This is a genomic window from Anabaena sp. CCY 9910 (genome assembly GCF_963920875.1).
GTDB lineage: Bacteria > Cyanobacteriota > Cyanobacteriia > Cyanobacteriales > Nostocaceae > Trichormus > Trichormus variabilis.
Window position 1 is genome coordinate 47,706 of the sequence record NZ_CAWUDJ010000024.1, and the last position, 23,738, is coordinate 71,443.

General features: G+C 40.1%; 19 protein-coding genes. 9 read left to right on the forward strand and 10 right to left on the reverse strand.

Features of this window, described 5'->3' with window-relative positions:
- The first annotated feature begins 254 nt into the window (after nucleotides 1–254).
- The gene (locus ACM5QX_RS17805; RefSeq protein WP_414754743.1) at nucleotides 255–2,852 is read left to right on the forward strand and encodes a M1 family aminopeptidase; all 2,598 of its coding nucleotides are present in this window, start codon (nucleotides 255–257) and stop codon (nucleotides 2,850–2,852) included.
- 252 nt (nucleotides 2,853–3,104) lie between these two features.
- On the opposite strand, the gene ACM5QX_RS17810 is transcribed toward ACM5QX_RS17805, so the two are convergent.
- A complete protein-coding gene (locus tag ACM5QX_RS17810) occupies nucleotides 3,105–4,193 on the reverse strand; it encodes a hypothetical protein (RefSeq protein WP_414754744.1) in 1,089 nt (362 codons plus the stop codon).
- 447 nt (nucleotides 4,194–4,640) lie between these two features.
- Between ACM5QX_RS17810 and ACM5QX_RS17815 the strand changes: the two genes are divergently transcribed.
- The 3 genes from ACM5QX_RS17815 (at nucleotide 4,641) to ACM5QX_RS17825 (ending at nucleotide 8,076) form a co-directional block, all read left to right on the forward strand.
- Entirely contained in the window at nucleotides 4,641–6,359 is a 1,719-nt protein-coding gene (locus ACM5QX_RS17815) for an ABC1 kinase family protein (RefSeq protein WP_414754781.1), read from the forward strand.
- 56 nt (nucleotides 6,360–6,415) lie between these two features.
- Nucleotides 6,416–6,793, forward strand: a complete 378-nt coding sequence (locus ACM5QX_RS17820) for a hypothetical protein (RefSeq protein ID WP_011317205.1) — start codon at nucleotides 6,416–6,418, stop codon at nucleotides 6,791–6,793.
- Between the two features lie 512 nt (nucleotides 6,794–7,305).
- Entirely contained in the window at nucleotides 7,306–8,076 is a 771-nt protein-coding gene (locus ACM5QX_RS17825; protein ID WP_414754745.1) for a glycosyltransferase family A protein, read from the forward strand.
- Between the two features lie 52 nt (nucleotides 8,077–8,128).
- On the opposite strand, the gene ACM5QX_RS17830 is transcribed toward ACM5QX_RS17825, so the two are convergent.
- From ACM5QX_RS17830 to ACM5QX_RS17860, 7 genes are all read right to left on the reverse strand, one after another.
- A complete protein-coding gene (locus tag ACM5QX_RS17830) occupies nucleotides 8,129–9,055 on the reverse strand; it encodes an Npun_R2821/Npun_R2822 family protein (RefSeq protein WP_414754746.1) in 927 nt (308 codons plus the stop codon).
- A gap of 10 nt (nucleotides 9,056–9,065) precedes the next feature.
- Nucleotides 9,066–10,061, reverse strand: a complete 996-nt coding sequence (locus ACM5QX_RS17835; RefSeq protein ID WP_414754747.1) for an Npun_R2821/Npun_R2822 family protein — start codon at nucleotides 10,059–10,061, stop codon at nucleotides 9,066–9,068.
- A gap of 41 nt (nucleotides 10,062–10,102) precedes the next feature.
- Nucleotides 10,103–11,077 (reverse strand): glycosyltransferase family 10 domain-containing protein, encoded by a 975-nt coding sequence (locus ACM5QX_RS17840; RefSeq protein ID WP_414754748.1) that lies wholly within the window; start codon nucleotides 11,075–11,077, stop codon nucleotides 10,103–10,105.
- Between the two features lie 23 nt (nucleotides 11,078–11,100).
- On the reverse strand, nucleotides 11,101–12,303 hold the full coding sequence (locus tag ACM5QX_RS17845) for a glycosyltransferase family 4 protein (RefSeq protein ID WP_414754749.1): 1,203 nt from the start codon (nucleotides 12,301–12,303) through the stop codon (nucleotides 11,101–11,103).
- 34 nt (nucleotides 12,304–12,337) lie between these two features.
- Nucleotides 12,338–14,578 carry an ATP-binding cassette domain-containing protein gene (locus ACM5QX_RS17850; protein WP_414754750.1) on the reverse strand — a complete coding sequence of 747 codons (2,241 nt, stop codon included), beginning with the start codon at nucleotides 14,576–14,578 and terminating at the stop codon, nucleotides 12,338–12,340.
- A 96-nt stretch (nucleotides 14,579–14,674) separates the two neighbouring features.
- On the reverse strand, nucleotides 14,675–15,871 hold the full coding sequence (locus ACM5QX_RS17855; protein WP_414754751.1) for a glycosyltransferase family 4 protein: 1,197 nt from the start codon (nucleotides 15,869–15,871) through the stop codon (nucleotides 14,675–14,677).
- A gap of 172 nt (nucleotides 15,872–16,043) precedes the next feature.
- On the reverse strand, nucleotides 16,044–16,274 hold the full coding sequence (locus ACM5QX_RS17860) for a hypothetical protein (RefSeq protein WP_414754752.1): 231 nt from the start codon (nucleotides 16,272–16,274) through the stop codon (nucleotides 16,044–16,046).
- Between the two features lie 414 nt (nucleotides 16,275–16,688).
- Here ACM5QX_RS17860 and gloB point away from each other — a divergent pair, with 414 nt between their 5' ends.
- The 3 genes from gloB to ACM5QX_RS17875 all read left to right on the forward strand — a co-directional run bounded on the left by gloB (nucleotide 16,689) and on the right by ACM5QX_RS17875 (nucleotide 20,897).
- A complete protein-coding gene (gloB, locus tag ACM5QX_RS17865; protein ID WP_414754753.1) occupies nucleotides 16,689–17,462 on the forward strand; it encodes a hydroxyacylglutathione hydrolase in 774 nt (257 codons plus the stop codon).
- Nucleotides 17,463–17,680: 218 nt separating this feature from the next.
- On the forward strand, nucleotides 17,681–18,139 hold the full coding sequence (gene rplI, locus ACM5QX_RS17870) for a 50S ribosomal protein L9 (RefSeq protein WP_011317215.1): 459 nt from the start codon (nucleotides 17,681–17,683) through the stop codon (nucleotides 18,137–18,139).
- Nucleotides 18,140–18,257: 118 nt separating this feature from the next.
- Complete coding sequence (locus ACM5QX_RS17875) at nucleotides 18,258–20,897, forward strand: replicative DNA helicase (protein ID WP_414754754.1); 2,640 nt, start codon at nucleotides 18,258–18,260, stop codon at nucleotides 20,895–20,897.
- A gap of 79 nt (nucleotides 20,898–20,976) precedes the next feature.
- Here the strand turns inward: ACM5QX_RS17875 and ACM5QX_RS17880 are convergent, their stop codons facing one another.
- A complete protein-coding gene (locus tag ACM5QX_RS17880; RefSeq protein ID WP_011317217.1) occupies nucleotides 20,977–21,474 on the reverse strand; it encodes an FKBP-type peptidyl-prolyl cis-trans isomerase in 498 nt (165 codons plus the stop codon).
- Nucleotides 21,475–21,582: 108 nt separating this feature from the next.
- Complete coding sequence (locus ACM5QX_RS17885; protein WP_010994752.1) at nucleotides 21,583–21,906, reverse strand: phasin family protein; 324 nt, start codon at nucleotides 21,904–21,906, stop codon at nucleotides 21,583–21,585.
- 130 nt (nucleotides 21,907–22,036) lie between these two features.
- Here ACM5QX_RS17885 and ACM5QX_RS17890 point away from each other — a divergent pair, with 130 nt between their 5' ends.
- Both ACM5QX_RS17890 and ACM5QX_RS17895 read left to right on the forward strand, forming a co-directional pair.
- Nucleotides 22,037–22,351: a TIGR03792 family protein gene (locus ACM5QX_RS17890; RefSeq protein ID WP_414754755.1), complete on the forward strand. Its 315-nt coding sequence runs from the start codon at nucleotides 22,037–22,039 to the stop codon at nucleotides 22,349–22,351.
- A gap of 166 nt (nucleotides 22,352–22,517) precedes the next feature.
- Nucleotides 22,518–23,561 carry a 3-deoxy-7-phosphoheptulonate synthase gene (locus ACM5QX_RS17895; protein WP_414754756.1) on the forward strand — a complete coding sequence of 348 codons (1,044 nt, stop codon included), beginning with the start codon at nucleotides 22,518–22,520 and terminating at the stop codon, nucleotides 23,559–23,561.
- The last annotated feature ends 177 nt before the right edge of the window (nucleotides 23,562–23,738 follow it).

Genomic DNA, 23,738 nt, shown 5'->3' on the forward strand with positions numbered 1-23,738 from the left:
GACCTAACACACCCTGCTGGACTGACACAATTAAATTTGTGCAATAACCGAAATTCCATCCGCGTCTATCTGCGTTTAATTGCATCCCAATATAATGCACAAATTTAGCCATCAGGATACATACTGACAAAATCACGACTTTGCTTGTAGGTAGACACTTTTAATTGCTAAATTTGGGAAATCTACCAAAGAGCGCTATTTTTGAAAAATATACTCAGTTAAAATCTTCAAAATAAAAAGGTCAGTTAGCATCAATGCCACACTCTTATTCTTTTGACCAAGATAGTAACGGACATAAATCATTTGAACTACCCGGAGCTAGGCCACACTATAACCCCGATCGCCCCGGACAAGTAGAGCATATTTTTCTCGATTTGAACTTAGATATTCCTCAGCAAAGTTACACAGGTAGTTGTAGTATTCGTTTATTGCCTATCCGCAACGGTATAGATCGCTTAACGTTGAATGCGGTTAACTTGCAAATTCAATCTGTACAGGTAGACGAGGTAGAGCAGAACTTTGATTATGATGGCGAACAGTTGGTAATTCAACTATCCCAACCCACCGAGATTGGCAAACGGATATTAATTGCGATCGCCTATGCTGTGGAAAAGCCCCAGCGCGGTATCTACTTTATTCAACCAGATTCACACTACCCGAATAAAACCGTTCAAGTTTGGACTCAAGGCGAAGATGAAGACTCCCGCTTCTGGTTCCCCTGTTTCGACTACCCAGGACAACTTTCTACTTCAGAAATTCGGGTGCGTGTTCCTAAATCTCTCATGGCGATTTCTAATGGTGAACTGATTGACACTCAAGAAGACGGCAAGCATAAAATCTATCACTGGTCACAACAACAGATTCATCCTACCTACTTGATGACCCTCGCCGTTGCCGATTTTGCAGAAATTCGGGATGAATGGCGCGGTAAACCAGTCACCTACTATGTAGAAAAGGGACGAGAGGCAGATGCTAAACGCAGCATGGGCAAAACTCCGAGAATGATTGAGTTTTTGAGTGAAAAGTATGGTTACGCCTATGCTTTCCCCAAATATGCCCAAGTTTGCGTCAGCGACTTTATCTTTGGGGGTATGGAAAATACTTCCACCACCTTATTAACAGATCGATGTCTGCTAGATGAACGCGCCGCTTTAGATAATCGCAACACTGAAAGTTTGGTGGTTCACGAACTAGCCCACCAATGGTTTGGTGATTTGCTGGTGATTAAACATTGGTCTCATGCTTGGATTAAGGAAGGAATGGCTTCCTACTCTGAAGTGATGTGGACTGAACAGGAATATAGCGCCGAAGAAGCCGCATATTACCGCTTATTAGAAGCGCGGAGTTACTTGAGTGAAGATAGCGGACGCTACCGCCGACCGATGGTAACCCATGTTTACAGAGAAGCCATTGAACTTTATGATCGCCACACCTATGAAAAAGGGTCTTGTGTTTATCACATGATTCGGGCGGAATTGGGAGAGGAATTGTTTTGGCAGGCAATGCAGACCTTTGTCCAAGATAATGCCCACAAAACTGTAGAGACAATAGATTTACTCCGGGCAATTGAAAAAGCCACTGGACGCAATCTCGCTTTCCTGTTTGACCAATACGTTTATCGCGGTGGGCATCCTGATTTTAAAGTTGCTTATTCTTGGGACGGGGAAGCGAAGTTAGCCAAAGTGACAGTCACCCAAACCCAAGTCCCCGCAGATAAGGATAAAGATGTATTTGACCTGAGAATCCCCATTGGTTTTGGCTATAACCAAACAGAAGCAGCAAAACTGCAAACTTTTACCGTGCGGGTACATGAACGGGAACAAAGTTTTTATTTCCCACTCACAGAGAAACCAGACTTTATCAGCTTTGATGTGGGAAATCACTGGCTGAAAACCGTGTCCTTGGAATATCCCATCCCAGAGTTAAAAGCACAGTTGGCATCTGACCCTGACCCAATTTCACGCATATATGCGGCGGCGGCTTTGGCGAAAAAAGGCGGATTAGAAGCAACTAAAGCCTTAGCAGCATCTCTGAAAAATGAACCATTTTGGGGTGTACGGGTGGAAGTGGCGAAACAGTTGGCAGAAATTAAGCTAGACCAAGCCTTTGATGGATTAGTTGAGGGTTTGGCAGATAAAAGTGCTTATGTGCGGCGGGCTGTAGTGCAAGCACTAGCAAAAATCAAAACTCGCCCTAGTTATAAAGCTGTCAAAGGTATAGTCAAAGATGGTGATGCTAGTTACTACGTAGAGTCGGCAGCTTGTCTGACTTTAGGTGCGATCGCTGCCATGAATTTTGATGATAAATCCAAAGAAGAAAAGGCTATCAAGCTTTTGCAATCGGTTTTAGAAGAAAGGGCTGGTTGGAATGAAGTAGTTCGCAGTGGGGCGATCGGCGGTTTAGCTGAACTCAAAACCTCAGAAGCCGCATTAGATTTGATCCTTGAGTATACCAAACTCGGTGTACCCCAACCATTACGCCTAGCAGCAATTCGGGCATTAGGCAAAATTTCCACGGGCCAAAATCCAGTAAATTTAGAACGGATTATTGCCCGGCTGGGGGAACTGTCCAAAGAACACTTCTTTTTAACCCTGATGTCAGTTGTCGCTGCATTAGGGCAAATGGAGACACCAAAGGCGATGGGAGTATTGCGATCGCTTGCTGACCAAACAGCCGATGGCCGTGTGCGCCGTTTCGCCGAAGAAGAACTGGCTAATGTGCAGAAAAACATCGGTACAGACAACGCTTTACGAAAATTACGGGAGGAACTTGACCAACTCAAACAACAAAACCAAGAACTCAAAAGCCGTCTAGAAAATTTAGAGGCTAAATCCCAGACTGTTAAACAGTAATATCAAATTTGGTGATGGGTAATGATATTAGAACTTACGCATCCAGATTGTCAGTTGAGACTGGGTGTAAGGGGGTAAGGGTATAGGGGAGCCAGTTGCGTGGGCAGGTTTCCCGACTTGTACCACTAAAGCGGAACCCCCAGGGTGCAAACTGGCGTGTGTAAGTGTTTTCAAGATTTACACCCCTATACCCCTATACCCTTGTCCAAACCCTATAGATCACAAGTGCATGAGTCCTTTGATATGTAGCAATTATGGTAACGGTGGAGCTAGAGGTGCGCGTCTTGTAGCACCACCTCCACCTATGCTAGTCGGGCTATTGTTATCCACGATGTAAACTGCCTGATATAGCTTCATGATGTCGTTGTAAAAAGTGCCAGATGAAGCCTCGAAACTGTAACCATATTTTGTTTTAAACTCTTCTGGAACTCCTTTTTCTACTGCTATGTAATGACCGTCCCATCCAGCATCATCAACAACGTAAGCACCGTAATTTTGTAATGCACGAAAAAGCTTCTTGCCAACTGGAGTTTGTAATTGCAGACTCGACTCGGTGACAGATGGCGGAATTGCTAGTAAGGTTCCTTGTACAAAAGCAGGGTTTTTCCCACCATAATTAGTGGCGGCGGCGTTGTCAGATCGGTCTGCTGGCCAGCGATACCCAGGAAGACTACTGGAATAATAGAAGTATTTTTTCCCCCACAGGACAAACTTGATAGCATGGCGAATTGGTAGATCATTAGTCAGTTCGCCTCTACGAATTGAACCGCCAATAGAAGAAAGTCCAGATCCGAAATGCGCTCCACCTATGCCTTGACCAGATAAACTCAAATCAGGGTAATAGCGCCAACCATAAATCGGCCCACTCTTTTGACAACGAGCTAACGGTTCAAGTTGCACTAAGGTTTTACCATCTGGCATCAAAAAAGCGGAGGCATTGTTCGGCGTACTATAGGGAGTTAAGGTAGCGTCGGGAATGATTAAACTATTGGGAACTGGTAGAGATATGTTCATATAATTCGTACCAGCACACCTTTTAGTCCAGCTACCAGGAGAATAGACTGGGCGTAAAGGATCACTAGCTTTTAACTTGTAAAAATACTCTCGATCTGGGCCAAACCAACCAGCCTTTTGAATATTTGCTGGTATATATTTAGCATCTGAGCCTATGGGCATATTCCAAATTGATGTGGTGGAAAATGGCCATAGCCAAGGATCTCTTGTAACTGTTTGACTATTAGTAGCTGACGTTGTAGAGAAAATAGTCAATCCAATACTTATTATTACCGCAAATATACGTAATTGACGCTTGCGGTATTTCCAGAAGGAAAACAATTTCATCAGAATCTAGCCTAGAGAAGTTGATTAAGGGAACTAAGCTATAACTTACGCACTAAGCATCAAAATTCAGGTGATAGTCGTCTTTTTTGACTGTTGAGCTAACACATTGCTATCTATATTTTAGAAAACTAGAATCAGCGATTTATCTGCACACCCATGATGAAATTCTGCTGCGAAGTGCGTAAAAAATATAACTTGAAGATAGTCTTCCCAGACTGAGATTGTAAATAACAGTGAAGAAGTTGTAGTTTTATAAAGTATAATTAATAAAAAGATAGAAATATCTGGGCAGTTCAATAAGCTAGCATAGCCGCGAACAAGCCCGAAAATCAAGATTAATAGTTTTTTTTCACAGAAAACTACCCTTACCTTCGACTAGCAAACAACTTGCGGGTCAACACACTAAAGGACACTGTAAATTTCCCAGAAGAAGAGGCAGACAAAGGCGTGGGTCAGTATCAACCTGGTCAGCTAAAGCGCTACAATCCCGATGCGATCGCTCGTTACTATCGTTTTCGTCCCTGGTTAGCGTGGGGACGGCTATTCAAAATAACTTGGTCTTTTGCCACGTTTATTTTGGGTTTGAAGTGGGATGAATGGCAAAATCAAGTAGAGCAGAACAAGGGAAAACGAGCTACCCAGTTGCGACAACTACTTACCCGTTTGGGTCCTACTTTTATTAAGGTTGGTCAGGCTCTCTCCACTAGACCAGACCTCATACGTAAGGATTTCCTAGAAGAACTCATCAAGCTGCAAGACCAATTGCCAGCTTTTGATAATGCGATCGCTTATCACATTATTGAATCTGAGTTAGATAGACCCATCTCAGAAGTATATAGCGAACTTTCCCCTGCTCCCATTGCCGCCGCTAGTTTGGGTCAAGTCTATCGGGGACGTTTAATTAGTGGTGAGGAAGTCGCGGTCAAAGTACAGCGCCCTCATCTGCGTCCTACCCTCACCCTCGACCTTTATTTGATGCGCTGGGCTGCTAGTTGGTTAGCGCCTTGGCTACCACTCAACCTTGGTCATGACTTAACTTTGATTGTGGATGAGTTTGGTATCAAGTTATTTGAAGAAATTGATTACCTGAATGAAGGTCGCAACGCCGAAAAATTTGCTCACAACTTCCGTAATGATTCCCAAGTAAAAGTACCGAGTATCTATTGGCGCTTTACTACCAGTCGGGTTTTAACTTTAGAGTGGATTAACGGTTTCAAGCTCACAGATACTGACAGTATTCGCAAAGCTGGTTTAGACCCAGAAGCGATTATCAGTATTGGTGTCACCTCAGGCTTGCAGCAGTTGTTGGAATATGGCTTTTTCCACGCAGATCCCCATCCAGGTAATTTATTTGCCATGCCTGACGGTCGTATGGCTTATATTGACTTTGGCATGATGGATCAGTTGGAAGAAAAGAGTAAAGAAAGTTTGGTAGATGCACTAGTGCATCTAGTCAACAAAGACTATAGTGATTTAGCCTTAGATTTTGTCAATTTAGGCTTTCTGACTCCAGATACTAATATTGTTCCTATCATTCCGGCATTGGAAACAGTATTAGGAAATGCCATTGGTAAAAATGTCAGCGATTTTAACTTTAAAACCATCACAGATCAGTTCTCGGAACTGATGTATGAGTATCCATTTCGAGTTCCTGCCAAGTTTGCTTTAATTATTCGCTCTCTCGTGACACAAGAAGGGATTGCTTTGAGCCTTAATCCCAATTTCAAAATTGTGGATGTGGGTTATCCTTACGTAGCCAGACGGTTACTAACTGGAGAATCACCCGAATTAAGAAGGCGGTTGCTGAATGTGCTATTCAAAGATGGTAGATTTCAATGGCAACGCTTGGAGAATTTGATTGCGATCGCTCGCAGTGATAACAATTTTGATGTATTACCCACAGCCAGAATGGGTTTGCAATTTCTCTTGTCTGATGAAGGTCAGTTTCTCCGCCGCCAGTTGGTGTTAGCACTTACAGAAGATGACCGCTTGCACACAGAAGAAGTTCAACGCCTGTGGTCTTTGGTAAAAGATGACCTCCAACCAAATCGCATATTAAATGTGGCGATCGGTTTGCTCACAGATTTATCTAGAGAAGGTGTTGCCGCTATTTTACCTAAGGCAACTTATTTTGGATTTTTTGATGAAGCCCAATCAAAAAATTAAAAATCAACTTTTCTGACATTTTTAAAAAATTTCATTAATTCTCATTGGTAGTTTTCATGTACTATTATCCTTTACAACCACCCTATTTCTTACTACTTTTAGGTCTATTCGTAGCAGTAACCTCCGGTATTGCCTTATCTGGGACACTAAAGTTAGTAGTACAGAAGTGGCAAGTCAATAGCGTCGAAAATTCTCAAGCTAGTTCATCATTAAAAAAACTTTTATCCGTACCCTTTTTAGGTATAACTAGTGGTACTTGTTTATTTTTATCTTCTGGTTTAGAAATATTTGGCTTTCCTGGTTCTCTAGCTTTAGGAATTGGTTTACCTCTCAGTTTGTTGACTTGTCTATTAGTTTGGTTGCAATTAGGTAGTATGTTAACTTTTGCAGAACGCCAAGGGATGAAATCACTAGACTTAGATACTCTGCCTTAGAGGTTATTTATAAAGCAAAAATAAAATTATTGCAGGGGAGCCAGTGCGTTGCTTTGGTTCCCAAAGTTGTGGCAACTGGCGTTGTGTTAGGCCCTCATTTCCCTGATGATTGCTCACAAAATAACTATCATTGCGCCCAACGCACCGCCTCATGGAAGGTGCGTTACGGCTAAATTTTCCTGTCTCTAAATCCCAAATTCTTTCATAGCCGTAACACACCCTACTTAAGATTTACTTTATAAATGGTCTCTTAGACGACTAGCAAAAACCAACATCCGTACTTAAGAAATTGATGAAGATTTAGTAATACGTAAGTAGTTATGCGTGATTAAATGTAAGATGTAATTGCGATACCTACGGGAATCGATGGTAGAACATAGTTATATTTATCTAAGTCTACCTACTTAATAGGGAAATTACTTATTACCGAAGTGACGGGTTTAAGCTCTCTATTGAGTGAAGTATTTTGGGTTCCCGTCCCTCGCAAGTAATATTTCTTACAAGTCAATTTTATGCTTGTTTTTGTAATACCTCTAAAAAGCCAACAAGTTGCTAAATCTTGGAAGAATGTTTCTCAACTCTTTGAGAGATGCCTCCGCTCAATTTGTGAACAAACTGATACCAACTTTAGAGTAGTTGTTGTTTGTCATGAAAAGCCGGAGATAAAGTTTAACCATCCTCATGTTAATTATGTTGAAGTTGACTTTCCCATACCTGAGCGCAATATCCTTCAACAAAGGCAAGATAAAGGAAAAAAAATCATTAAAGGGTTGATGTATGCCCGGCATTTTTCACCAACTCATGTCATGATCGTTGATGCTGATGATTGTCTTAGTGGGCGTATTGCTGAGTTTACAAATCAGCATCCAAATGTTAATGGCTGGTATTTGAATAAAGGATATGTTTATCAGGAGAAAAGTGCGTTTATTTACTATAGAAAATCACATTTTCACTCTTGGTGCGGAACTTGTAATATTCTAAAGTTTGATACCTGCAATTTACCTAGCCAAGATGATGAGTATCCTGAGGATTTAGTAAATCTTTATATCGCACATAAAAAGTTACCAGAGTTTATGATTCAGAAGGGTCTGGTAATAGAAGAACTACCATTTATCGGCGCTGTTTATATTATTGGCAATGGAGAAAATATTTATCAGAAAGGTTTCTCAAGTATACACAATGAAAATAAAAATAAGATATTTTTCCTCCTCAAAGAAGCACTAAAGTTTAGACCGATAAATTCATCTATTAGAAAAGAGTTTGGTGTTTATCAATTATCATAGATTGTTAAAGTCAAAAAGCCTTTAAAATCCGGCTTTTTGGCTTTAATATCAACTACTTTGTAAGCTGCCTTAATTGAGTTTTGATGCGGTTCAAAGTTTTTTCCCACTGGCTTTGTTTTGCTGGTGTAGGTACTGTCAGTGCGGGTAAAGCAGGATTCAGATTTCGATAATGTTCCCATATTTCCCAGTAGGGACAACCTGGTTGAATACGAATACCAGCCCAATGCAGATATTGCAGAGGTTGATTAATATGAGGATCAAATACTAAGTTACCTTGAGTTTGGAAGTGAGAAGAACCAGCCCAATTACCTGGTGCTTTACCTTCCCGGCGCACAATATTGAAGCGGCGTGGAATGCGCTTGAGCAACATATAATTAATGATTGGTTGATCAGAAGTCTTTTGTGAAAAGTCAAAATATTCGGGGTGGGCTGCACACTCGCTAAAAGTGGCAAATAAATCATCTGCCGAGATTAAGTTTTTCTTAGAACCCCAAAAGCCACCGTTAAATATATCTTTAACTTCTGACTCAGTAAACACTTTATCTTCTAGAACTTTGGATGTAAAAACGTTTTTTATACCTCCAGAATGTTGATAATCGCAGCAAATGAAATCTGCTGACTCAAGGTAGTTAAGATTATCAATGATTTTTTCAAAGACAACAATATCAGTATCAATATATAAAAATTCATCAAATGGGCCGAACCAACAAGCCTGCTTACGAAATTGATTGGGACGGGCAAAGAAGCGCCCACCGAAAGTTTCGTGTAATCTTTGAGAAAGTTGGTCTATAAAAGCTAAATCATCATAAAGCTGGACTCCATAGTTTTGCTTAAGAATGTCTGCTATCTTGTGATAATTATCATCATAGGGAATCATCACAACTGGCGTATCCGTGTCATGTAATCGGATACTATTTAGTAGTGCGATCGCCTGATCAATAACTTTATCATTGGCTATAATATACATTCCCCGGCTCATATCTTTCACCTCACACTGTTAAACCTAATTTTTTCAAAATTCTTTGACCTAGACTGGGATAAGTCTTGATAACTTTTGGCTTTGTTGTGAACTGTGGCCTTTGATTTGGTTCATGCAAATAGCGGTAATGCAAAAAGACATCTCGATAGGGAAAGTCAATATTTTCTCCAGTACAAACTTGTCTAAATAAAGCTGATCTTAGCCCAATATAATGAATATATGTGAGTCGATTACCTTTATCATATAAAATGTTATCTCGCACTTCAAAATGGGGGGAAGTTACGCAACAACCTGTTTTTTCTTGATGGGATAAACTGCGAGCGAAATTATAATTAGAAATGCCTAACCGCATAACCATATAATTAAGTACAGTTTGGTCAGGAGCCATATCATAAAGAACTTCAGCTTCTCCCTGAGCCAGTTTATCTAGAATAATTTCTCGATTTTCAGCAGTAAATAACCCTTTTTTAGCAGCATAAAATCCTGAACAAAATATCTCTGTTTGTAATTGTTCCTGGGTAAATAACTTTGTCAATTTGGGAGAATTAATATCATAAACATGAGATAAATCTTTATACTGGAAGTCATGAACTACCCAATCATAGTGATTTAGTTGCTGAAAAACCGCATCTAAGGGACTCATTAATAATGTGTCTGCATCCATATAGACAAAGCGGTCAAAAGGCCCATCAAAGGCACAGAAACGGCGATGAGTACCAACTCGAAAATATGTCTCTTCACTAATTTTTTGCCAATGTGCTTTAGCCGTAGGATGAGTATCCCAAACACGACAAACAAATTCATCCCATTGTTTGATTGAATCTTGATGATCATAAAGCTGTACATGAGGACGACGGGCAATTTCCGCAGCAATTTCCGTTGTCTCGTTGTCATAGGGATAAATGCAAACAGGCATTTGTGCCCCGTAAATTGCTTCAATACTATTTAGTAGAGCAATTAACTGGTCGTAAACTCGATCATTTGCAAGGGTACAAATACCATCCATATATTAGTCACCATTGATTAATAAGATTTATCAAACACTGTCTAGGAAAATTGAGTAACGAATTCTGACAGCCAGTTGAGTAAGTTTAACTTGTGTAAGATAATTTGTCTGGCTTCGGCGATCGCATCCTTGGCAGCATACCAAGCATCAGGGGTAGCCGTCACTTCTTGAATGTAAGCAATACCTTTTTCATCCAAACTGGGTAAGCGTAAAAAACTGCCTGGTGGTAATAGCTTATCTGCGGCTGGCCCACCATAATAAATCGGCAAACACCACGCCAACAGAGCATCCCATAATTTTTCACTCACATACCAATCATTGTCAGCATAATTTTCAATTGATAAGTTGTAATAATATGGAGCCATTCCATACCACTTGTTACCCAATTCTCCTAATGATTTTGCCCATATAGGTAAATCACGTCCATATAAATTACACTTAACTTCGCTAGCTTGTAGTAATTCCAAAAATTTTAATCGGCGACGATGGTTAACAGTCCGACTAATACCAGAAGTTATCCAACTGCAAGGAAAGACTTTTTCGGGGACAGGCATTTCATTTAGTTCCCGAAATGAGTTGTTATGATACCAAATTGCCGGCATATAATCAGGCTTAGGAGCAAAATCATCAGGGCCAGAAATATAACCGCAATACTTTTGTGCTTCTTGATAATAGCGTTTATTTTTCTCTACAATCTCATCTAGGGGAGGTTCGCGTAATAGATAAATAATTTTTTCTTTGGGAACATTCCTGAGTAGAGATTCAACATTAATTTGTGGATTCTGTAGTTTGTGCTTTAGTTTATCTATCAAAGATGTTTGCTGATTATTTTTAGGAAAATCAAACTGATACATTAACAGAAAATCTGGCTTTCCTGACAGTGCTTGTATTTGAATATTCTGCCAAATACCAAATTGTTGGGGTGTTTGTTGCCACAGCCAATCTGCTCTTTTTGCCAGATTGCGGTAGCTGGTAATCATGCCAATTTTCTTTATATCCATAGAGCCAATATTCATTAATTTATAATTTAATTTTGAATTTAAGCTATGAGTGGGGGACGCAAAGATTCATCAACGTAACTGAGAATTTTTTCGGCTCTATTTTCCCAGGAAAATGGTTTAGCTAATGCAATATTATTTGTATAACCTTCTATTTTTCTTGGATAAATTTCTAATGCTTGTTTCAGTGCTTTAGCCAGTTGGTAAGGATTATCAGGTTCACACCACACAGCAGCTAAAGGCATATCTTTAAAAAGCATTAACGGAGGAATTTCTGTAATTACTATGGGAGTTCCAGAAGCCATGTATTGGAAGAATTTCACAGGATTAGTGAAATTAGCAGACTTGCCAGAGCAGTGGGGATGAACCAAAATATCAGCAGCTTGAAATAAGCTGACTAAGCGTTGGCGAGGCAATATCCAACCTAGAAACTTGACATTTTCTACTTGTTTATCTTGAGCCAATTGTTGATAAGCTGTCACTTGTTCTGTCTTACCGCCTGTAATAGCAAACTGAACTTGTGGTAATTCTTTGGCTGCATCAATTAAAACATCAATACCTTTAAAAGGGTATAAAGCGCCAGAATAAACCACTAGAGACTGATGTTCATCTTTGAGTAATTCTTTGCGCCATGCGGTGGCTTGTTCCGATTGTCTTAATAAGAATGATTGATCAAATCCGTTATGTACCCAAACAACTTTCTCTGGGGGAAATCCCTGTTCAATCAAACTTTGTCTAATAATTTCTGATTGGGTGACAGCAACTTGTAGAAATGGACTTTCAGCAATGGCTTTGGGAACCTTTTCCTTTTGAAAATAGTGGCGTTCGTAGATAGTGGGAATGCGGTTTTTTATTGCTGCTTGGACAAAGTTCCAGTCTCTAGTGTGAACGATTTTTGTATATTTTAGGAGATGAAATGGTAAATAATATCGCGTTACCACTGTACTAGATGCTGTAAATTTACCCCCTACACAATCAATCGGCCAGGGCATTGGTAAAGATGCCACTTTTAGCTTATCTTGCACATCGTAAAAATCTACAAAACTTTGATCTGGCTGTTTTGGTTGGAAAGGATTAAGTAAATCTAATGTATTCCCGGAACCTCGGCTAGGTTCTGGATATACTAAAACAGAGGAATATCCTAAATTAGCTGCGCCATTAGCACAAAGAACGTCATGAATTTCGTGAGCCGTATCTGGTTTCTGGGAGATTATTCTACTATAGAAAATATATTTATTTTTCATTGTTTACTTTAGGGCAAATAATTCTGTAAGCGTTTTAGAAAATGCCTGTTTCAACATTTTCCAAACAATCGAGTAAATTCATCGACACATTTAGAGACTCTTTTAACAATAAATACTCACTTTGTTCTAACTCTCCTGTGCTATCAGTTAATGACCGCAAAGAAACTAATATATTGTTAAACTGTATCCGAAATTCATTGATATTTTTCAGGTGTTCGAGCAGGGTATTATTATTCTGATTATCCTCTGATAGTGACGTAGATAAATAATGGACTTGCTGCTGTAGACTATCTTCAAAAATGTCTAGAGTATTGATGATTTTAAATGCTGACTTGTATGAGTCTGCAATCAGTTCTTGGTGTTCTTGGTTATTGTCTGTAACATCATCTAATAACAAGCGTAAGACACCAATCATGGAGTGGAGGCGTGTACGGATTTCATGGGAAATTCGCAATAAGCTTTGATTGGTTCTATTGGTGGTTTCAGAATTATTGCTAAACTGCATTCCATAAAGGCGTGAGTAGTAACCACCCTTTTGTAGTAGCTCTTCGTGGGTTCCCACCTCTACGACTTTTCCTTGCTCTAAGACGGCGATTTGGTCGGCTTTGCGGACTGTAGACAGGCGGTGAGCAATAACTAGAGTTGTCCTGTCGCGGCTGAGTTCTTCTAGCGCTCCTTGTACCAAACGTTCCGAAACGGTGTCTAAAGCGCTAGTTGCTTCGTCAAGAATGAGAATATCAGGGTTTTGTAAAAGAGCGCGAGCGATCGCCAATCTTTGTCTTTGTCCTCCCGATAACATGACACCGCGATCGCCAATCATCGTATCAAATTGTTGGGGCAGTTTACTAATAAATTCGTAGGCATTTGCCCGTTTAGCAGCTGCTACAACCTCTTCTTCTGTTGCTTCTTGTTTACCATAGGCAATATTATTTCGCACTGAATTATTAAATAGAAAGGTATCTTGGCTGACAACTCCCATACACTTACGTATAGAATTGATATCAAATTCACGCAGGTCTACATCATCTAAAGTAATACAACCACCAGTTGGGTCATAAAATCTGGGTAACAAGTCTGCCAATGTAGATTTCCCTGCGCCTGATCCTCCTACTAGTGCCAATGTTGTGCCACGGGGTAGTTTTAAAGTTACATCTTTAAGTACCTGCTTATCATGACCAGGGTAAGCGAAGGAAACAGATTTAAAATTGATCCCTGTTTGTAAGCCGTTGTAGGCAATTTTTCCATTGGTTAAAAATGGTTTATCATCTAATCTGAGTAGGTCATTTACTGAGTCCACACTAGCATTCATGCTAGCGAAGCTACTCCGGAGACTATTGAGTTGGGAAACTAGGGGTAGCAGACGTAATAATATTAGTAAATATGTTAAGAGAACAGCCGAAAGCGTACTAATTTGATCAGCAAAAAAAGTTTTACTTAACAGCACAATTATCAGCAAAGATGTAACTCCCAAAAACTCACTTAAGGGAGTGATAGCGTTGGAGTTCATCTGAGCTTTAAAATCTGCTAATTCGCGCTCACGGATTAGCCGTTTAATTCTATTAAATTCTTTTCTTTCATTCGCTGTGGTCTTGACAAGACGAATGCCATTGAGAGTTTCTAGCACAGCAATGGAGTAGGCTTTCGACATTTCACTTAATATCTTGCCAAACTTGCGAGAACGGCTAATTGCAAATTGATTAACTAAGGTTACGAGCGACAGCAAGATTGCCGCCATGATAGTTAATTGCCAAGATATTGATAGTAATAGACAGATAAAAACAGAAATTGTAATACTGAGAATAACTAATTTGATGATATTGCCTACATAACTAGCGGCACGGCCAATTTCACCTCCCAAACGATTGATTAAGTCACCAACTTTGGTTTTGGCATAATAATCTATGTCAATATTGAGTAGTAAATCTATACCTGCCTCTCGCATATCCGCAGTCAGCCTGCGTGTTAGAGAACTTGATGATAGTGTGCTGGTATAGGTGGCTAAATTTTTTAAGGCAATTGTCAAGATGATTGCTCCCGCCATTGCTGCAATCCGATAATTTTCTGGCACATTATCGAATGGGGTCATAATGGCTTTGAGCAACCCCGGAGCGCCTTTCAAGTCTACTGGTTGTCCTACTATTCGTAAAATTACTGGTACAATCAGTGCTGTACTAATCCCATTAAATAAAGCTCCAGAAAATCCTAATATTATCGTCAGTAGAATTAATCCTGGGTAGGGTTTCGCAAATTTTAGTAAGATGCGTCTGGTAAGCATTTAGTTTATGAGGGTAACACTAGAGTCATTTTTAACATAAAGTATCCAGGCATTCATTAATTTCTCCTTTTATTTGCCAGCAATATCTATTTATACTTACAAATTAGCAATAACCGACTGTAGAGTAGTTGCCATAGCAGATATACTGTACTTTTCTATACATCTTATTCTAGCTTGGCGACCGCGCTCGCTCGCTCCATCCAAATCTGCAAATATCAACTTAATTTGCGTTGCTATTTCCTCAGGACAAGCCGGTTCAACTAAATAAGCCGTTTCCCCAACGATTTCGGGAATATCCCCCACTCTTGTGGCTAGAATTGGCTTGGCCATCGCCATCCCATCAGTTAGTTTCAAGGGAAACTGTGCTAAAGCTGCTGGTGTATTCCTTTGGGGAACAACAATAATGTGAGCAGCAGCCACAATTTTGGGCATTTCCGTTGGTGGAGATTTTGGTAACTGGATAATCCAACGTCCCCACTTTTCCCTCAGTTGAGCATCATAGTCATCATAAGGGCTACCACCAACAATCACTAGTCTCAAATCAGGCTCATTGAGAATGTCTAACGCCATTAAGACATCTTCCACACCTTTATATGGTCTGGGTGCGCCAGGAAACATTAAAATTCTGTAGTCGGATAACCCATAACAAGCTCGGCTTTCTTCTGCGTTGTAGTGAATAGGATTAAATAAATCAGTATCTTTACCATTAGGTATATATACACCACCGAAGCGTTCTTGTAAAAATTTAGTATGAATAGTAACTACATTAGCTTTTGGTGCAATTCCTTCCACAAACTTTAAATACAAAGGATGATCAGGATTGCGTAATGCTCCATCCGGCTTAAAAATATCTCGATAAAGTTGTTTTAACGAAGGGCGATATTGCCAGTTTTCTCCACCGTGCCAACCTAATTCCCAATCATCTATATCTAAAATTACTGGCTGACGAGTACTGATTTTTTTCCATAAAGATAGACCTAATGTTGTAGGTTTAGGTCGCATCGCATAAATAATATCACCATCAATTCTCTTCAAGAGTTGATTGGCTGAAACTAAAAATTTTGGATAGTTATAACCTATGAATTGATTAATCTGAATTTCTGATTGAGGAAACACTGCTGCTTCGCCAAAGACAAATCCTAAAATTTCGACTTGATAGTTTAGCTTTTGTAGGGCTTGAGCTAAAAGAAAAGAACGTACAGAACCGCCTCCCCATCTTCCTGCTCCAGCACTGGATAAGTCGCTGACAACTATGGAAACTTTTAGCTTGGATTTGTTAGCCTGTAGATTCACGATGCAATTTTGTTGTGATAATTTAACTAAGTCCTGATACTAATGATAAATCTTGATCTGGGATTTATACTTTAATGTTTGAAATATATCTAGGGTAGGCAATATCCATCAAGATAATCATATAGGGAAACATTGCCTACCCTTATGAAGATACTACTAATAAATTTTTATACTACCAGTTAATTAGCTTTAACTGCCCTGTCTGAATATGGTCAAAAATCCGATTAATTTGGCGGCGTTCTTGTTCATCAATATCAAGATGATTAAAAACGGCAGATGTTAGCAAAGCATGGTCTTGGGGACTCATTTTACCGGAACGTAAGATTCTATCTACGATTTGCTTAACTGTAGTTTCTGTTTGACTATAAACACTGGTGTAAGTGTATCTGTAGTCAGTAGTCATATATTCTCCTATAGTGGTGAATTTATCTGGAAATGAGACTCTACTCCTCTGGCTAAAAAGTAGATACGTAGACAATATTGCAACTTCATCAAAACTTATAATTAAAGATAGAAGTTAATATCTGTATATTTATAGATTTTCGGCATTTTGGGAGCAAAAAAGAACACATTTAATCTAACTTTACATTTATACTCTCTCCCAGAGAATTATCACTGATAAATAATGAGTATATTTATAATTTCTGATTACACTTCCAGTGTAATTACGGTTGTATAATATCATGGTTTATAAAAAGTGAAACAGCAAAAATAAAATCCTGGTATTTTATATGGCTTGTCTCAAGCTTAAGTTAATGACCAGAATTAGCGATCGCTAATAGACTAAAAATATTGACTGGCTACGGAGATAAAAATTATGCAGGTGATTCGTTTGGCCGCACTTTCAGACAATTACATCTTCTTATTACACGACAGCCAAAAAAATATCGCCGCCGTTGTTGACCCAGCAGAAGCCGAGCCAGTACTTAAGCAACTTGCACAGCTAAACGCAGAATTAGTAGCAATTTTTAACACACACCACCACAATGATCATGTAGGTGGCAATCAGCAATTAATCCAAAACTTTCCCCAACTAAAAGTTTATGGTGGCGCTGAAGATAAAGGCAGAATCCCAGGACAACAGGTATTTTTACAACCAGGCGATCGCGTCCAATTTGCTGATAGAGTAGCTGAAGTTATCTTTGTACCAGGACATACCCGCGCTCACATCGCTTACTACTTCCCTCCTCAAACAGCCGATACACCAGGAGAATTATTCTGCGGTGATACTCTGTTTGCTGGTGGTTGCGGTCGTTTATTTGAAGGTACACCAGCGCAAATGGTGGAATCTTTAACTAAGCTGCGTTTCTTACCAGAAAATACCCGTGTCTGGTGCGCTCATGAATACACCTTAAAAAATTTACAATTTGCACTCAGTGTAGATGGTGAGAACACTGAATTACAAAAACGCCTTGACGAAGTTAAGACAAAGCGTAGTCAAGGAATAGCCACAGTCCCTTCCTTATTGGGAGTAGAAAAGCTGACCAATCCCTTTTTACGTTGGGAACAACCATCCTTACAGTCAGCAGTTAATAGTAATGACCCCGTGCAAACCTTTGCCCGCATTCGCGGATTGAAAGATAAGTTTTAGTGATTGGTAATTGGTTAAAAGTTGTTCTCTTCTGCTCCTCTGCTTCCTCAATCCCTAGTCCGGCTAAAAAATTTATAGCAAAGAGTTGCGATCGCCCCCGGCAGTTCGCTAGGATCTGTAAGCTTTAGGGTATAGAAATGCTGGGAATAAGGCTACACTAACGTGAGCGCTCCTGCTGCAACCCAAGTTAATGAGATTTTACAGGAAAAATAGAAAACATGGTGAAACGCGTACAATTAGTTTTAACTAAGGATGTCAGCAAGCTAGGCAGATCCGGCGACTTAGTAGACGTAGCTCCTGGTTATGCTCGGAATTATTTAATTCCTCAGAGTTTAGCAACTCATGCTACCCCTGGTATTCTCAAGCAAGTAGAACGCCGCCGCGAACAAGAACGGCAACGTCAATTAGAACTCAGACAACAAGCATTAGAGCAGAAAGAAGCTTTAGAAAAAGTTGGCAGCTTGAAAATTGCCAAGCAAGTTGGTGAAAATGAAGCGATTTTTGGTACAGTTACCAGCCAAGATGTTGCAGACGCTATCCAAGCAGCTACCAGTCAAGAAGTAGACCGCCGTGGTATTACCATTCCCGACATCGGCAAACTGGGTACTTACAAAGCTGAAATTAAGCTGTTCTCAGACGTTACAGCACAAATTGATATTGAAGTTGTAGCTAGCTAAAGGGGGCAGGGGAGCAGGGGAGCAGGGGAGCAGAAGAGACTTAAACTTACTACACCCCTACACCCCTACACCCTTACACCCTTACACCCCTACACCCCTACACCCTGAGACTCCCCCTATGTCTGAAGAATTGAGTTTTCAAGGCGACGGCAGTAATCGCCTTCCACCCCAAAACATCGAGGCAGAGGAAGCAATTTTAGGGGGCATTTTACTAGATCCAGAAGCGATTGGTCGAGTAAGCGAAGTTCTGATTACCGAAGCTTTTTATATTAGCGCCCACAGGGATATCTATCAAGCCGCGCTGCGTCTCCACGGTCAAGGTAAACCCACAGATTTGCTGTCAGTCACAAGTTGGCTCACTGATAATGACTTACTGACCCGCATAGGTGGTAGAAACAAATTAGCCACCTTGGTAGACCGCACAGTCTCAGCTGTGAATATCGATGCCTTAGCAGGGTTAGTGATGGAAAAATACCTGCGACGGCAATTAATTAAAGCTGGCAATGAAATTGTCCATCTCGGTTACGAGACAGAAAAAGAATTACCCATAGTACTAGACCAAGCAGAACAGAAAGTTTTTGGCGTTACTCAAGAACGACCCCAATCAGGTTTAGTTCACATTGCAGACACCCTAATTAACAACTTCCAAGAAATTGAGGAGCGCAATCAAGGCATTGCTTTACCGGGTATTCCCTGCGGCTTTTATGATTTAGATGCGATGACTAGTGGCTTTCAGCGTTCTGATTTAATCATCGTCGCTGGGAGACCGTCAATGGGAAAAACAGCATTTTGCTTGAACCTAGCTCATAATATCGCCGCTTCCATGAAGCTACCTGTTGCTGTTTTCAGTTTAGAAATGTCCAAAGAGCAACTAGTACAACGTCTACTGGCTAGTGAAGCCCAAATCGAAAGTGGCTATCTGCGGAGTGGTCGCCTCAGTCAAACACAATGGGAACCATTAAGCCGGGCGATTAGTATGCTGTCTGAAATGCCCATTTTTATTGATGACACGCCGAATATTACCGTCACCCAAATGCGCTCTCAAGCTAGAAGACTACAAGCCGAACAGGGTGTAGAACTAGGTTTGATAGTGATAGATTACCTGCAATTAATGGAAGGAGGCGGAGATAATCGCGTCCAAGAATTATCGAAAATTACCCGTTCTCTCAAAGGTTTAGCTAGAGAATTATCCGTACCTGTAATAGCTCTATCTCAGCTGAGTCGTGGCGTAGAAGCACGCACCAACAAGCGTCCTATGTTGTCTGACTTGAGAGAATCAGGTTGTCTGACTGGTGATAGTTTAGTAACTTTAGCTCCGGACGGTTTACAAATACCAATTAAGGAATTAGTAGGTAGGTCTGGTTTTGCTATTTGGGCTTTAAATCAATCAACATTAAAATTAGAAAAAGCAATAGTTAGCCATGCCTTTTCTACAGGTGTAAAGCCCGTATTTACATTAACAACTCGTAAGGGGTGCAAAATTCGTGCTACAGCTAATCACAAATTCCTGACAATTCATGGCTGGCGTAGATTAGATGAGTTAAGTATTAGACAACATCTATGTTTACCACGGCATATACCCAGTTTTGGTAAACAAACCATGACTTATGCTGAAGTGGCATTATTAGGGCATTTAATTGGCGATGGTTGTACATTGCCACGTCATGCCATACAGTACACTACCAGAGAGATAGATTTAGCTGAGAATGTTGTTTTCTTAGCAAAAGAAGTTTTTGGGGATGAAATTACTCCAAGAATTTCCCCTGAACGCAGCTGGTATCAAGTTTATTTGTCTGCAACACAACGCTTAACTCGTAATCTCAGAAATCCTGTAGCAAAATGGCTAGACTCTCTTGGTGTTTTTGGTTTAAGGTCTTACGAAAAATTTGTCCCTCAAGAATTGTTCTCACAACCAATAGAGTTAATATCTTGCTTTCTTAGACATCTGTGGAGTACAGATGGTTCAATTAAATTAGTCGGAGGGAAAAAACCAAGACCTATTGCATATTATGCAACTAGTAGTTACAGATTAGCTGTTGATGTACAAACTCTTTTGTTAAAGCTTGGTATTAATGCGACACTCAAGCTAGTTCCTCAAGTGGGCAAAGGGAGAAATCAGTATCATGTAAAAATAACTGGTAAGCCTGACCTTGATTTATTTATTAAAAAGGTTGGAGCAGTAGGAGAATACAAACTAAATTCACTACAACAAATTTTTAAACATCTAGAAAATTGCATTCACAATACTAATAGAGATATAATCCCCAAAGATGTTTGGAAAAAAGTTGTTGTACCTGCAATGCAATCTGTGCAATTAACAACAAGACAATTACATTCAAACATTGGCACATCTTATTGTGGCTTGGCGCTTTACAAAGCGAATTTGAGTCGAGAAAGAGCTTTGAAAGTTGCTGAAGTTGTTCAATCTAGTGAATTACTCACTCTTGCCAAGAGTGATGTTTATTGGGATGAAATAGTTTCAATTGAATATAGTGGCGAGGAAGAAGTGTTTGATTTAACAGTTCCTGAGCTACATAATTTTATTGCTAATAACATCGTTGTTCACAACTCCATTGAGCAGGACGCGGATTTAGTTATTATGTTATACCGTGATGATTACTATAACAGTGATACCCCCGATCGCGGCCTAGCGGAAGTAATTATAGCGAAACATCGCAACGGCCCAACAGGTACAGTAAAACTCCTATTTGACCCACAGTTTACCAAATTTAAAAACTTAGCCAGATCGGGCTATTAAATGATGATGAATACAGTCAACAGTCAACAGTCATGAGTTTTTACCTTTGACTGTGGACTATTGACTATGGACTATTCCCCTACTTCACTTCCAACAATTCCACATCAAATAGTAGGGTTGAGTAAGGTGGAATCACCCCACCAGCACCACGAGCGCCATAACCCAATTCTGAGGGGATGATTAATTGACGACGACCACCTACTTTCATGGTGCTAAGTCCTTCATCCCAACCCTTAATGACTTGTCCAACACCGATGGTAAAGCTGAAGGGACGATTGCGATCGCGTGAGCTATCAAACTTGGTACCATCTTCTAAAGTACCAGTATAGTGAACTACGACGGTTTGTCCACTTTTGGGAGTCGCGCCAGTTCCCTCTTCTATTTCCACATATTTGAGGCCAGAATCGGTAGTGACAGTCGGCTTAGAGGCATCAGACATAATATTGCTCTTGATTGGAGTATTGTTTTCAGTAACGCTAATGGTGGCTAGTGGAGTTTGCGGTAAATTAGCAGCAATAGCAGAGTCCTGTTTATTCCCTACTTGTGCCAACACCAAAACCACAACACAAACCAGCATCAAACCTATGCTGAGTAAAATTGCTTTCAAAATTAGCCCTCCCCACTGAGGTAGTTTGGCAATGAAAATTACCAACAGGACACAATTAGTTTAAATCAGAAGCACATCCTAACGCCAAAGCTTATTTTCTAAATCGCGCACTTGACGTTCTAAACGGTCAATTCTTCCCCGCAATTCATCCACTTCAGACTGACGCGCTACCCCTAAATCCTGCATCATATTTCGCATTTGTCGTTGCATTTGGGCATCCCATGTTCCCTGCTCGGTCTTTAACTGCTGTACAATGTCATCCATGACAGCTTTAGCTTGCTCTGGATTGAGCTTACCGTCCTTGACCAATTCATCACTAACCTCCTTGAGTTTTTCTGCCACCAAAGAAGTTGTACCAATACCAAGCATCATTATTTGTTGCAACCAGTTGTTGCTGTCCATACTCTTTCCCTATTCCTTATTTCAAACCAGCCGACCCTTGCTCCTGAGTGTATGCAATCAAGCTATGCTGGAAGCGTAGTTATTCTAGCCTACAGTTCTATTTTGGCAGATTGGCAAACACAAGGGATGAATGGGTGTGGTTATAGAATTTCTGAGGTTTAAAGTTGAAGCTAGCCTGCGAGAGAGTTATATCCACAAGGATGCAGAGATTTGGACAACAGCATTGGCCAAGCATCCAGGGTTTTTAGGTAAAGAAGTTTGGACAAATCCCCTAGAATCCACAGAAGTGATTTTTATCATTCATTGGGAAACTAAAGAACACTGGAAAACCATACCAGCAGCAGATTTAGAGGCTATTGAGCAAAGGTTTAAGCAGGCTGTGGGAGATATCTATGAGCTAGTGGAATTTAGGGAGTATCAAGTACGGAAATTTCTCCATAACTAGCAATAGCACCACAGCGCTAGAAATCAGCAACTAAGCAGACATAATATTATGTCTAGTATTTTTGACTTTACTAGCATAAATGATGAATTTGTGTTGTACATTTCATCTACAATATGTATACCCAATCTGCCTAAAATCCTACCCAGACAATTTAGAGCAATCCTCCATGCACAATAAATTAACTAACGCAAATATTGAAAATTATCACGTTCTATTAACTCCAAACGAAGTAAAAGAAAAATTACCGTTAACAGAAACTGCGGCAGAAATAGTTTTACAGTTTAGATGTGAAATAGAGAAAATATTAGATTTTCAAGATAGACGCAAGTTTATAGTAGTTGGGCCTTGTTCTATTCATGACCCTAATGCAGCATTGGAATACGCCCATAAGTTAAAAAAATTAGCTGAACGCGTCCAGGATAAATTACTGTTAATTATGCGGGTTTATTTTGAAAAGCCCCGCACAACTGTAGGCTGGAAAGGATTAATTAATGATCCAGAAATGGATGATTCTTTTCTGGTGGAAAATGGTTTATTGCTAGCCAGAGATTTACTCATCAAGTTAACAGAGTTAGGGCTACCCACCGCTACAGAGGCTCTAGACCCTATTGTACCGCAATATATTGGTGAATTGATCACATGGGCGGCGATCGGCGCACGCACAACGGAATCCCAAACTCACAGGGAAATGGCTAGCGGTCTGTCTATGCCTGTGGGTTTCAAAAATGGCACTGATGGTAATATTCAAGTAGCTTTAAATGCTTTACATTCTGCCAGAATGCCGCATAATTTTTTGGGCATTAATCCTGAGGGACAGGTAAGTGTGTTTGAAACGAAAGGTAATGCTTACGGTCATGTCATTTTGCGTGGGGGAAATCAACCTAATTTCGATGTTGAAAGTGTTAAACGAGTGGAAGAAAAATTAAAACAGGCTAAGTTGCCTCCGAGAATTGTCATTGATTGTAGTCATGGTAATACTAATAAGAATTACAGGTTACAATCTGATGTTTTAGAAAACGTCATACAGCAAATAGTTGATGGTAATACATCGATTGTAGGGATGATGCTGGAATCAAATTTATATGAAGGTAATCAACCCATTAACTGCAAACGGGAAGAATTGAAATATGGGGTTTCTGTAACTGACCCCTGTATCGGTTGGGAGCAAACAGAAAAAATTATCTTGGCTGCTTACGAAAAACTTAATTGAGGGACTTCCAGATAAAAACAATAGCCAAAATGTAGTGTGCGTCAGTATGAATAATTTCTGAGTATAGTTAGGTTCTATGGCACTGACGCACCCTACTAAACCATAAATTGCGGAGAATTTATTTTTTGTTGTTCCTTGTGGTAATTTTGTGGAGACGTTGCAATGCAACGTCTCTAT